Source organism: Algoriphagus alkaliphilus (genome assembly GCF_900103735.1).
GTDB classification, from domain to species: domain Bacteria; phylum Bacteroidota; class Bacteroidia; order Cytophagales; family Cyclobacteriaceae; genus Algoriphagus; species Algoriphagus alkaliphilus.
Genome location: NZ_FMXE01000010.1, coordinates 1 through 12913 on the forward strand (window position 1 = coordinate 1; position 12913 = coordinate 12913).

At 42.9% G+C, this 12913-nt stretch carries 11 protein-coding genes; 8 read left to right on the forward strand and 3 right to left on the reverse strand.

What is annotated here, in order from left to right:
- Window positions 1–432 precede the first annotated feature (432 nt).
- Window positions 433–2238 (reverse strand): translational GTPase TypA, encoded by a 1806-nt coding sequence (gene typA, locus BLQ81_RS08405; RefSeq protein ID WP_092729516.1) that lies wholly within the window; start codon window positions 2236–2238, stop codon window positions 433–435.
- 207 nt (window positions 2239–2445) lie between these two features.
- On the opposite strand from typA, the gene BLQ81_RS08410 reads away from it, so the two are divergent.
- Complete coding sequence (locus BLQ81_RS08410; protein WP_092729517.1) at window positions 2446–3516, forward strand: bile acid:sodium symporter family protein; 1071 nt, start codon at window positions 2446–2448, stop codon at window positions 3514–3516.
- Window positions 3517–3755: 239 nt separating this feature from the next.
- The gene (locus BLQ81_RS08415; RefSeq protein WP_139183593.1) at window positions 3756–5042 is read left to right on the forward strand and encodes a hypothetical protein; all 1287 of its coding nucleotides are present in this window, start codon (window positions 3756–3758) and stop codon (window positions 5040–5042) included.
- A 2-nt stretch (window positions 5043–5044) separates the two neighbouring features.
- Here BLQ81_RS08415 and BLQ81_RS08420 read toward each other — a convergent pair whose 3' ends face one another.
- Window positions 5045–5830 carry a GDSL-type esterase/lipase family protein gene (locus tag BLQ81_RS08420; protein ID WP_139183594.1) on the reverse strand — a complete coding sequence of 262 codons (786 nt, stop codon included), beginning with the start codon at window positions 5828–5830 and terminating at the stop codon, window positions 5045–5047.
- Window positions 5831–5946: 116 nt separating this feature from the next.
- Between BLQ81_RS08420 and BLQ81_RS08425 the strand changes: the two genes are divergently transcribed.
- The 4 genes from BLQ81_RS08425 to rapA all read left to right on the forward strand — a co-directional run bounded on the left by BLQ81_RS08425 (window position 5947) and on the right by rapA (window position 10990).
- Window positions 5947–7068, forward strand: coding sequence for a DUF4407 domain-containing protein (locus BLQ81_RS08425; protein ID WP_092729520.1), 1122 nt, complete (start codon window positions 5947–5949; stop codon window positions 7066–7068).
- Window positions 7069–7183: 115 nt separating this feature from the next.
- Window positions 7184–7438 carry a DUF6364 family protein gene (locus tag BLQ81_RS08430; RefSeq protein WP_092729521.1) on the forward strand — a complete coding sequence of 85 codons (255 nt, stop codon included), beginning with the start codon at window positions 7184–7186 and terminating at the stop codon, window positions 7436–7438.
- Window positions 7435–7851, forward strand: a complete 417-nt coding sequence (locus tag BLQ81_RS08435; RefSeq protein WP_092729522.1) for a PIN domain-containing protein — start codon at window positions 7435–7437, stop codon at window positions 7849–7851. The genes BLQ81_RS08430 and BLQ81_RS08435 overlap by 4 nt, the downstream gene beginning before the upstream one ends.
- 310 nt (window positions 7852–8161) lie before the next feature.
- Complete coding sequence (gene rapA / locus BLQ81_RS08440; RefSeq protein WP_092729523.1) at window positions 8162–10990, forward strand: RNA polymerase-associated protein RapA; 2829 nt, start codon at window positions 8162–8164, stop codon at window positions 10988–10990.
- A 131-nt stretch (window positions 10991–11121) separates the two neighbouring features.
- Here rapA and vap15 read toward each other — a convergent pair whose 3' ends face one another.
- Window positions 11122–11352, reverse strand: a complete 231-nt coding sequence (gene vap15 / locus BLQ81_RS08445; RefSeq protein ID WP_092729623.1) for a type II toxin-antitoxin system VapB15 family antitoxin — start codon at window positions 11350–11352, stop codon at window positions 11122–11124.
- 404 nt (window positions 11353–11756) lie between these two features.
- On the opposite strand from vap15, the gene BLQ81_RS08450 reads away from it, so the two are divergent.
- Window positions 11757–12215, forward strand: a complete 459-nt coding sequence (locus BLQ81_RS08450; protein WP_092729524.1) for a COG2426 family protein — start codon at window positions 11757–11759, stop codon at window positions 12213–12215.
- An 11-nt stretch (window positions 12216–12226) separates the two neighbouring features.
- Complete coding sequence (gene greB / locus BLQ81_RS08455; RefSeq protein WP_092729525.1) at window positions 12227–12700, forward strand: transcription elongation factor GreB; 474 nt, start codon at window positions 12227–12229, stop codon at window positions 12698–12700.
- Window positions 12701–12913 lie beyond the last annotated feature (213 nt).

Here is a 12913-nt window from a genome sequence, read left to right on the forward strand (position 1 = left end):
TATTACTGCAAGTTCCATAAATGGACTACGGTAGGATTGTGGTATTGGCTGAACAGAAAATTGATAGAATGGAAGATGGCTCAGAAACGGAGAATGGGTAAAAGAAAGGCTATCAGGTAGCTGGTAACAGTTTACCGGGGAAAGCCAAATCTATTCGCACATTGGCAACTTGTACCACCAACTCTTGGTAAAAAGTAGGGGACCTGACTTTGGAAGCGTCCGCCGCGGCGGAGAGACTATCACGCACGGTGCTGTGAGAGGTTTGGGGTGAAATTCCCCTTACCTACTCGACTAATTTTAGTTTATCTGACGAAAGTTTGGCTTTTTGGTTACAATTGAAAATCAAATTCATGATGAATGGAAATAAAAAATCCTCCAACTTTAGGTCGGAGGATTTTGATTTATGTTGGATTGTACTTAGAATCAGTTCAATTAGGCATCTTTTTTAGCCATTCTTCCTCTTTCGTTTTCATCCAAATAAATTTTCCGCATTCGGATGGATTTTGGAGTGATCTCAAGGTATTCATCCTTTTGGATGTATTCCATAGATTCTTCCAAAGAGAATTTTTTGGCAGGAATGATTCTCACGTTGTCATCAGAACCGGAAGCTCTCATGTTCGTTAGTTTTTTTCCTTTTTGGATGTTTACTACGATGTCATTGTCACGTGAGTGCTCACCAACTACCTGTCCGGCGTACAAATCATCTCCTGGATCAACGAAGAATACACCTCTGTCCTGAAGTTTGTCGATGGCATAAGCAGTACAAGGCCCGCCTTCCATGGCGATCAATGATCCATTGATTCTGCCCTGGATATTGCCTTTGAATGGCTCGTAAGCAGAAAATCGGTGGTTCATGATTGCTTCACCCTGAGTTGCTGTCAGGACGTTGTTTCTCAAACCGATCAACCCTCTGGAAGGGATTCTGAATTCGAGATGCTGAAGATCACCCTTAGGCTCCATGATCGTCAGTTCGCCTTTTCGCTGTGTGGCAAGTTCGATGACTTTACCCGCAGTCTCCTGTGGGACGTCCACAACGAGCAATTCGATAGGCTCACATTTTACCCCGTCGATATCCTTGAAGATCACCTGAGGCTGGCCTACCTGAAGTTCGTAACCTTCTCTTCTCATGGTCTCAATCAAAATTGACAAGTGAAGAATACCACGGCCATAGACCAAAAATTTATCTTCAGAATCTGTTGATTCAACTCTTAGCGCAAGATTTTTCTCGGTTTCTTTGAAAAGTCTGTCTCTCAAGTGACGGGAAGTCACGAATTTTCCTTCTTTACCGAAGAAAGGAGAGTTGTTGATAGTGAAGAGCATATTCATGGTCGGCTCATCGATCGAGATTCTAGGAAGTGCTTCCGGATTATCAGGATTTGCGATGGTATCGCCGATTTCGAAATCTTCCACGCCCATTACTGCGCAGATATCTCCGGCCGTAACTTCAGAAACTTTCACTCTACCCAATCCTTCAAAAACCTGCAATTCCTTGACACGCATTTTCTTGATCACGCCGTCCGCTTTGCAAAGTGCGATTTGTTGGTTTTCAGTGATTGTTCCTCGTTTCACACGGCCGATTGCAATACGACCTACGAAGTTGGAATAATCCAATGAAGTGATTTGCATCTGAAGTGTGCCTTCATCGATTTTTGGAGCAGGAATGTATTCCAAAATCGCATCCAAAAGTGGGAAAATAGAATCAGTTGGGTTTTTCCAGTCCGGGCCCATCCAATTTTGCTTGGCTGAACCATATAAGGTGTGGAAATTTAATTGCTCTTCTGTGGCATCCAAGTTGAACATCAAGTCAAAAACTGACTCATGAACTTCGTCCGGACGACAGTTTTCTTTATCTACTTTATTGACTACTACAATAGGAGTAAGTCCGAGTGCCAAAGCTTTCCCCAATACAAATCGGGTCTGTGGCATTGGTCCTTCAAAGGCATCCACCAAAAGAATAACCCCATCGGCCATCTTCAGAACGCGTTCTACTTCACCTCCGAAGTCAGCGTGACCTGGAGTGTCTATGATGTTGATTTTCGCGTCTTTGTAACGTACTGACACGTTTTTGGAAAGAATCGTAATGCCTCTTTCGCGTTCGAGGTCATTGCTGTCCAAGATTAGGTCTTGGAATTGTTGATTTTCTCTGAAGATTTGAGAGGCGTGGATGATCTTATCCACGAGGGTTGTTTTACCGTGGTCAACGTGAGCGATGATCGCGATATTCCGAATATTCTGCATGGTTTGCCTAATTGAAGCCGCAAAAGTAAGAATTTTATTTGGGAGTAAGGTTATTGACCTGTGAAGTTTACGATGACAATTTGCCAAAGCGACAGGAACTTTGGATTAGATTGGATGGCTAAAATTTTCTAAAATTGAAAATTATGTGGCGAGCAGGCTTTTTAGAAAGGGCTGTTATCCCGAAACCTGAATATCCCCAAGAGCCTGATGTATCGAATGTTTCTGAGATTTTCGTTTGTACTATTTTCCGTTTGGATACTGCTTTGGGTGTTTTTCGGGTTGGAATACTCCGGATTGGCTCTGATTGGTTTTTTCATTTTTTTGGGAATTGGATTTCGGAGCAAAGAATCCCTGAGAGGCTTGAGTTTCCCGGTTTTGATTTTTGGTGTAGTAGCAACAGCACTATTTTTTCCACAATATTTTCAGGAAATCAAAGGTTATTCGCTCTCCAATCTGATCACACCATTAATTCAAATCATCATGTTTGGAATGGGCACTTCCCTCAGTCTGAGCGATTTTTCCGAAGTGGTGAAAAGTCCCAAATCAGTAATGATTGGAGTTTTCGCTCAATTTTTAATCATGCCGTTAATTGGATTTTCTCTTGCCAGTTTCAGTGGCTTGCCTCCCGAGATTGCAGCTGGAATTATTCTCGCAGGATCCTCTCCGAGTGGTACTGCCTCCAATGTGATGACTTACCTCGCTAAAGCCAATCTTGCACTTTCGGTGACGCTGACTTCGATCACCACCTTGATGGCACCGCTGATGACGCCTGTATTGATGAAGTTATTGGCGGGTGAGTTCATCGAGATCGATTTACTGAAAATGATGTGGGATATCGTGAAAATGATCCTTCTCCCAATCACAGCCGGATTAATTTTTAATAAGATTTTAAAAGGAAAATCCGATTGGTTGGACAAGGCCATGCCGATAGTTTCCATGATTGGGATAGCATTGATCATTTTAGTCATCACTGCCGCAGGTCGTGACAGTCTGCTGAGTATCGGTCCAATTCTTATTGTTTTGGTCATGATTCACAATCTCTCCGGCTATGGTATCGGCTATTATTTGAGCAAACTATCGGGTTTGAGTGAGCGGGATTGCCGGACGATTGCCATTGAAGTAGGCATGCAAAATGCCGGTTTGGCATCAGGCTTGGCCAAGTCGCTTGGAAAGATCGCAACCGTTGGTCTAGCACCTGCTGTTTTTGGCCCTATACAAAACATTTCCGGTTCGATCTTAGCAAGTTATTGGCACAAAAAGGTGGTAAACGAAAAGTGACTTTTTTATTTGAAACGAGCGCAATAAAAGCATAGGAGTTTAGTTATAATATCATCTTTTATCGTAACGCTTCTTATATGAATAAATCAGCGCTTATTTCTTTTCTGGCTTTTTTCGGGGTTTTATCACCTGGCTTTTGCCAAGAAAAGTTTGCCTTTGAATTTTATGCTGGCCCTTCACAAGCTTTTTTGACATATGAAGTTATTCCACGGAATGATTTTATTTCTCCATCTAATAACATGCAGTATCATCTGGGTACTACTTTTCTATGGAAATTGAGAGACGATTGGCAGTTGACTGCACAATTGGAATTTTTCAAACGGGAGTTGGGGACACACGCTTATTCAAGTCCTGCTGACACGATCCAAATCACGGGATATTCCACTGAAGGAATACCACTTTTGGCTTTGGGAGTGAGGAAAACTTGGGGGAATCTTTACCTCCAACCTAGTGTGAGTCTGATGAGAAGTCCTTCCGTTTTGGATCAATACGATCGGGGAAATGAATGGAATGATATTAGGTTAGGCGTTATATCTGAGTCCGACTGGGGTATAGGTTTGAGGCTAGAAGGAGGGATGAAAATTTATAATCGAAGGGGAAATTACTTCTTGGGTGGACTGAGATACCAGCAGGGGCTGATTTTAATGGATAAAATGAATGCTGCGGTTCGCTATAATGAGCGGATTGGACATGTCTTGTCTGCAAAGAGTCGAGGCACGTATGCGGGACTATTTGTGGGATATGGCATCAACGGTCACAACCTAAAATCAGCCGGTAGCCGATCCCCCAAGCGGCTGTACAATGACAATAAATTGCTTAAGCATGAATTGTCCATTGAGGATGGTTGGTATTTTATGCTTTATGGAGGTCTGAGAAGACGGGAAAATCCGCTTTCCAATGAATTTACCTATTCCAATACCAGCGGGCAATTTCAGGCAGTTTTGGGTTATAATTACAACCGCTTTTCAGTAGAAACAGGTTATGGGAACTTCAGTTATAATGCCAATTATCAAATTGATTTTGATGGGGTAGAAGCATTAGTTATGAAGTGGGAAAAATATGATATGCCCATTATCCCCTTGACTTTCAAGTACCATATTCCGCTTAATGAGCAAAATACCGTACGTTTTGGTCCAAGCTTCAGTACTTACTTTGGGATTAGGGATCAAAGTAAATATAGATTTATTTCTAAAGGTTCGGGAGCAACGATTACTGATGAAAAAGAATACAGATACACCAGTGAATCGTATTCTGTCCGGAATCTGGACCATGGAAGATTTATTTTTAACGCAGGTATGTTTGCCGAAATGTCGGTTTTCAATTCCAGTTTTTTGACATTCAAGGTTTCCAGAAATTTCGCTTCACCTGACTTTGTACTAATCAAAGGAAATTACATCATTGAAGGAATACCTATTTCAATAGAAAGCCCGGGAAATATCAATGGCTTCATGTTCGATTTAGGTTATAAAATCCCACTTAAAGTGCTTAATCGACAACTGAAACAAGCGCGAAAAGCGACAGCCTAATATCAATTTTCAAAATAGCTTCTAAAAATCTCCGTCCAGAGTTCATACCCTTTTTCATTCAGATGAAGCTGATCTTGAATAAATAACTCCGGTCTTGGGTTTCCTGCTCCATCAGTTAAAGCCTTCCAAGTATCCACGAATTCTACTTTTTCTTTGGATAGACAATACTCATTTAACTTCTGGTTGAAAATCTCATAATTCAGCTTTTTCTCCCAGCGGGAAGGACTCGGTTTGGCACCGATCAGGTAAATCTCCATATTCGGATCGATGAGTTGTAGGCGATTGACGATTGCGTCCAGGCTGGTAAGAATAGCAGCAACCGGCACATTGCTCCAAAGGTCATTATCTCCCTCATAGATAAAGACTCGACTTGGCTCCAAGCGGATCACCAATGGAAATAAGTGGCTTTCAAGATCGGAAGCTTTCGACCCTCCGAAACCAGTGTTCAGAATATTTTCTTTCGGAAAAGAGCTTTGAAGGCTCTTCCACATACGGATCGTTGAGCTTCCGGTGAAGACTGTCCCCCCTTTTTTCCATCCTAAACTGTCAATTCGTGCGGAAATTTGTCTGACTTCTTGTTCGAATGGAAGAGATTGGGAAAAGGCGGTCAGATGGAGAAGACCAAAAAAGACAATAAGAAAATAAAGCGGCTTGTTCATAGGACCAAACTTAGTCGATTTTTTGCCTGAACCAAAACCGTTCATCAGCTGGCCGAATGCGTACAGTCCGTACAAAATAGATGGTTGTACGCTGTGTATTCTGGAGTTCTCAAAATCTGTTTCTGTCACAGGAAATGGGGGTTTGGTCACATTTCTAAGGGGATGTGGATGTCAAAAACTTTCCAGCATCTTTTTGGAGGAGTTTTAGCGTTCTCTTTAATATTCCAACAATCAATCTTCCATCCATGCATCAACTCACCCGTTTCTTTTGGTTTTGCAGCGGAGCAAATTTTGCTTTGCTCAAGCGTGCCCCTACCGAATCCAACAAATATTTTGGAATTGGCGCGACAGTTTTTTTCACAGGTGTACTGGCGGCATTGGCTGCCGGCTATGCGCTTTTCACGGTGTTTCAATCTTTGGTACCAGCGATTTTCTTTGGGGTGCTTTGGGGACTGATGATTTTTAATCTGGATCGGTTTATTGTTTCCAGTATGCGAAAAAAAGAAAATGCCTGGGCTGAATGGAAGCTTGCAATTCCAAGACTGGTCTTGGCTGTTTTACTCGCATTAGTAATTTCCAAGCCTTTGGAATTGAAAATGTTTGAGCGGGAAATTAACCGTAAGCTGGATGAGAAAAAGACTGAATTTATTGCACAATCCAAAGCGAATTTAGCCAAAGGATTTCCTGAGATTCAGGAATTGGAATCAAAGATTGACACCTTGAAAAGTGAAGTTTCCCAAGCGGAAACTTTCAGAGATCAGGTTCAAAGAGAATACGATGCAGAGCGATTCGGGGAGAAAACCTCCGGCACCAGCGGAATTGTAGGCCTGGGAACCAATGCCAAAAAGAAGGAAGCGCAACTCGATGCCGCACAGCTTGCATTGGATGAGTTGCGCAAAAGAAATCAGGTGAGGGTTGATACCTTGGAAGCGCAGATTCGTCAATTTATCGCCTTTCGTCAGGCAGAATTTGAAAAGCAACAACCCGGAATCGAAGGCTTTGACGGTTTGGCTGCCCGAATGGATGCCCTGTCTGTGTTGACAACGGAAAGTTCTGCCATGGCGATGGCTAATATTTTTATCATGCTCCTTTTCATCGCAATCGAAACTGCGCCGATCTTCGTGAAATTGATTTCAGCTCGGGGTCCCTATGATGAATTGCTGGAGCTACACGAGGAAAAAGTGAAACTCTTCAAAGGTGAAAAGTGGACCAAAGCCAAAGGGGAATCCGAAGCCCGGGTGAATTACTTTCAGGATACACATTTTTACGCCACGGACCTCAACAAAGAAAAAACCAATAAGAAGAACAAAGCGCAAACCGAGGCCGAAATCGCTGAAATTGAAGAAAAATGGCGAAGGAAGGTTTAAGTTAATAGGTTTATTTCTAATTGATTGTGAGAAAAAAGGTCGAAAAAATTTTGCTTTACGTATAGATTTATTTTTCTTTGCGTAGTAAATCTATTGTTCATATAATTTCTTTGTCATGGATGCTAAAATCACACTTGCCTTCAATAAAGATGTCATTGAAAAGGCAAAGGACTTCGCAGAGAGCAATAATATCAGTCTTTCCCGATTGACAGAGTATTTGTATTCTCAGATTACCTCCAAAAACTATAAATCTTTGGAGGAGTTGCCTGTTTCGGATTGGATCAATGAAGTATCTGAAGGACCGATCGAATACAGAAAGCTTCCTGGCCGAAATGACCTCAAGAATGAATTTTTTGAAAATAAAAAATGAGAGTTTTTCTGGACGCCAATGTGTTGGTTTCGGTCTTGAACAAGGAGTATCCACTTTTTCCAAACTCATCCCGGATTTTAAGTTTGGCGGACAAACCCGGCTTTGAGCTTTATACTTCTCCGATTTGTCTGGCAATTGCTTATTATTTTTCGGAGAAAAAAAGCGGAACTGCTATGGCTAAGAAGAAGCTTGAAATCATTTCCACCAAGCTCAAAAGCACCTTAGTCGATCAGGAGACTGTGCGATTGACTGCATCGGACGAGCGCGTGAATGATTTTGAAGATGGTTTGGAGTACTATTCAGCATTGAATTCTGCCTGTGAATTGATTATCACGGAGGATAAAAACGGCTTTTATTTCTCCAAAATTCCTGTGATGAATTGTGAGCGATTTATGCAGGAAAGATTGTTTTAGAGTAGAAAAAAACTCTGATTATCCGCAATCCTTCCAGTAATTAAGAAATATGCTTTAGATGTTGCGGATAATCGTCCACGGATGACGGTCGACGGTCCACAGCATGTTCTAAGGAACTTCAAACGATATTTAATAGGGTTATTGGTATGTAATCGGTAAAACATAAAAAATTAATACTATCCAATCTTAGGTTGATTTAGCCATAACCTTATAGTTTTTCCTGATCCCCTTCCCGAGACTGTTACCTTTGTGCGATTCTGAACCTAAAACCTAATGGTTTATTTTTCGGAACCTGACATTTAAATACAACATGGGAGAATTTTTATTAAATCAACGCTATACCAGTGCCGGAGAGCCTGAGTTGGGGGTGGGTATCGTGACAGAAGTCAGTAAGGGTAAGGTACGGATCTCTTTTTCTGCGTCAGCCGAAGCGAGACAGTATTCAATAGAAAGCGCTCCCTTACTGCGGACGATTTTCAAACCGGGGCATTCCATTGTCGATCAGCAGGGACAGAGGCTGGTGATTGAAGAAGTAAAACTCGAAGGTGGGCTTTATACCTACTTTGGCGAGGGCAGAAAGTTAAGTGAGCCGGAACTTGGGGATGTGACCATCTCTCACACAGTAGAAGATCGACTGTTTTCGGGAGACGTGGATTTGCCGGAATTTTTTGCCCTGCGCCGAGAAACGCTGGATCACGATTATCAACGAAGAATAGCTCCGGTGTATGGATTTGTTGGAGGGAAAGTAGATTTGATTCCGCATCAATTGTACATCGCACATGAGGTGAGCTCGCGGTTTGCGCCACGTGTTTTGCTTTCCGATCAGGTGGGACTGGGAAAAACCATTGAAGCCTGCCTGATTCTACATCGCCTTCTGGTGACGGGTCGGATATCACGGGTACTGATTCTTGTTCCTGAATCCCTGGTTCATCAGTGGTTTGTGGAGGTCTTGCGAAAATTCAACCTGTGGTTCAATATTTTCGACGAATCACGCTGTGCTTCTCTTGAAAAAGGTGCTCCCGAAGGAAATCCATTTCTGGATGATCAGCTGGTGATTTGTAGCACCGAGTTTCTGGCAGGTTCTGAAAAGCGAACCAAACAGGCCGTTTCTGCCAATTGGGACATGCTGGTAGTGGACGAAGCGCATCACCTCGAATGGTCGGTAGCCGAGGCAAGTCCGGAGTATTGTATTGTAGACTTGTTGAGCCGGGTGGCAAAAGGCCTGTTGCTCTTGACTGCTACTCCGGAGCAATTGGGGGAAGAAAGTCACTTTGCCCGGCTTCGGTTACTTGATCCCAATCGGTATGCTGATTTCCGGGATTTTATAAACGAACCTGAAGGTAACAAAGACATCGCTTCGATTGTCGAAAAACTATCTGCTGGCAAAGCTTTAAAAGCTAAAGAAACAATGCTATTGGAGTCGATTTTTTCCAAGGAAAGAGTTGCGCTACTTGTCAAAAAGGATGAACAAGCTATTCACAACTTAATCGAAGATTTGCTGGATCAACATGGCCCCGGAAGAGTGCTTTTTCGAAACACCCGATTGGCCATGAGCGGATTTCCCAAACGAATTGCCCAGCTGATTCCCCTTTCCGAAGGGGAAAATCAAAACCTATGGATTGATCGGCTGAGAAATGAGTTTTCCCGGGATATGGAAAAGGGCTCTGATTCAAATTCTGAGCAGGAATTTTGGTTTGACGAAGATCCGAGGGTGAAGTGGCTGGTGGGAAAAATGGAGGAGTTGGACCCTGCAAAGATCCTGTTGATCTGCACTTCCAAGGAAAAAGTACTGGCCCTAGAGTCGGCATTAAGTAAATTCCCTGAGCTTACCGCGAGTGTTTTTCACGAAGACCTCACGCTTGTACAGCGGGATCGCAATGCCGCTTGGTTTGCTGAGCCTGATGGTGCTCAGATCCTGCTTTGCTCTGAGATAGGCAGTGAAGGACGGAATTTCCAATTTGCCCATCACCTCGTCCTGTTTGATCTGCCTTACCATCCCGAGTTGCTGGAGCAGCGAATCGGCCGACTTGACAGAATCGGCCAAAAGGAGGATGTCACGATCTACATTCCCTATCTTATCGGCAGCCCTCAAGAGTTCCTTGTCAGGTGGTTTCATGAAGGCTTAAGTGCGTTCACTGTCAATTTGGAAGGTGGAAATATGATCTCCAAACTCTTCAGCAAGCGATTACTTGCCATTTCCAATAAAGCATCTTTTGATGCCGCCGAATCCGAATTGGATGCCTTGATCTCCGAGACCGCTGACTATCAAATAGTGCTGAAGAAAAGCCTTGCCGAAGGGCGGGACAGTATGCTGGAAATGAATTCATTTCGCCCGAAAGTTGCGGAGAAATTGATTCAGCAAATACGTGCCGAAGACAATGATCCTGCCTTGGAGATGTATCTGACCAAAGTTTTTCGACATTTTGACATCGAGATGGAAGACCTTGCTGCACGGACCTACTTGCTCCATCCTGCTTCGTTCAGCGCTTCCGTATTTCCGTCTATTCCGAAGGAAGGAGTGCAGGTCACCTTTGACAGACAGCGCGCACTCAGCAGAGAGGATGTTAGCTTCATTACTTGGGATCATCCCATGGCAACTGGAGCCATCGATAAGGTACTAAGCTCCTCCATCGGAACTGCCAGCTGTGGGCTGATTCGGAAATCGGGTAAACCCGGACTTATGCTTGAATTGATTTTTGTTCTGGAAACAGCGGGAAAGCAGCGGATGGATATAGACCGCTTTCTGCCTCATACCCCACTGCGAGTGGTGGTAGACCATGAAGGGGAGGACCAGACAGACAACTATTCTGTGGCAATGCTCAACAAAAGTATTGTTCCCGGCAACATAGATACCTTGCTGGAAAATGATCTATTTGTGGAAACGATGCTGCCCAATATGATTGAATCCGCCACAGAAATCGCAGAGGAAATGGGCGAAATAGAAATCGAAAAAGGATTGGAACGGATGAAAGGCATCCTGAATCATGAGATCAATCGGCTCACTACTTTGCAAAAGAAAAATAAAGACATTCGAGCTGACGAAATCCAGGCAGCCATAGAAGAGCGAAACACTTTATTCTTCCTAATCAAAAAAGCAAGAATAAGATTGGATGCGGTGCAGATGATCAGGATGGAGTAGATGATAAGTTTTATTCATCGGGAAACTAGGCACTATCCCTTAATAGGTATTCAAATTCGGTTGGTGTGATGATTTTTGAGAGTCTTTTTCCGATTAAAAAACTAATCCAGACATTGGTGTCAAAAATGACCTTAAGACTTTTGCTTGCCATAGATTTCTTCCCTTACACTTTCAACCTCATCAGTGAGGATATCAAGATCCAGATCATCTGCCTGAAAAGATTTCATCAACCTAGAAAGCTTTGTATCGATAACCTCTTTTTCCAACTCCTTCGCTAGTTTTGGCTTTTCATTTTTTGGCAGCCGGTTTACAATTGAAAGAATTTGTTCAAAAGTCAAGTTGCTTTTTCCTATAGTTTTCATAGAAATGTTTTTTTGATAGATCAATTTAACGAAATATCGATTTAAAAAGGTTGTTGGGTTCCATCATCAATCCATGGTGCTAAATACGATAGAAGCTGCTGCCTTCAAATGCCAATCCAAGGGTTTTATAATTCGATTCCAATACGGGAAGCTAGGATGTAGTCGAATCCGATCCCAATTTGGTTAGGATACTTGGGTGTTTAATCGCGTAGAGCTGTCCTGACTACAACCAGTCCAGGTTGATAAGTAGCGGTTAAGGGTCAGAGGAATCATGGAAATCGCTTCTAACTTCCTAAAAAGAAAATCCTTTTGTACGGGAAAGCGTTTTTATCAACAAATCGAAGTTTTTCCCTGAGGTCGCACTTCCGAAATTCACTACTTTTGTTGGTTCTAATCTTCACCTGATGTTTCTCGACATATTAATCGCCATGCTGTGGAGCATTTCTCCTTTTGGAGAGGCGAAATTGGGTATCCCTTACGCCTTGCTGAATGATATAAATATTTATTTGGCCTTTGTTCTTTGTTTTTCGGCCAATGTGCTGGTATTCCCCATTATGATATTTTTTTTAGATGTAGTAAACCGATATTTCATGAAATGGAATTCCTACAAAAAAGCGGCAATTTTTGTAGGGCGTAGGGCCAAAGCTGGAGCTGGGAAAAACGTGAAGAAATATGGTTTTTGGGGCTTAATGATCTTTGTTCTGATTCCGCTTCCCGGCACTGGGGTGTATGCTGGGAGTATTGCAGGATATCTTTTTGGTTTGGATAGAAAGAAAGCTTTTCTAGCCAACACCATAGGGATTTTTTTCTCGTGTGTCATCGTTTGGGGAACGACCGTTCTAGCCATGGGAGGGTTTAATTAAGCTGTGGAAATATGAAGACCATGTGGATTACTCCCGAAGGCTTGGAGAAGGTGAAGTCCGAATTGGATCATCTATGGAAAGTTGAGCGTCCGGAGACTACCCAAAAAGTCGCCTGGGCGGCAAGCTTGGGAGATCGCTCGGAGAATGCCGACTACCACTACAATAAAAAACGGCTCCGCGAAATAGACAAGCGAGTCCATTATCTCCGCAAATGCCTGGATGACTTGAAGGTAATTCACTATACACCCTATCAAGAAGGAAAGGTGATGTTTGGAGCTTGGGTCGAGATCGAGAATACAAAAGGGCAAAAGATACGCTTCCGTATTGTGGGTGGTGAGGAGATTTTTGAGCGCAGGGACTACATCTCAATCGATTCACCCATGGCCCATGCACTGCTCAAAAAGGAAGTAGGGGATGAGGCTCGCGTCCAAACACCCACGATACAGATTCTTTGGCGGATTAAGAAGATTGAGTATGAGAAATAAGAAGAATCGCCTCGGAAGCATGGTGTTTTTGAATTGGTAGAATTTTTCTCGAAAAATATATCCTCGTCAAAAAGTAAAAAGGCCTAATTCCCGAACTGATGTTGGGACCCTGTTTAAGGAATATTTTTATTTTTAGAGTGAGTCAAATCTCCTTGCCAAGTGATGAAACAGGTGGCGCAGCCCATCGGTAGGATATAAAACAAAAGTGAAGTA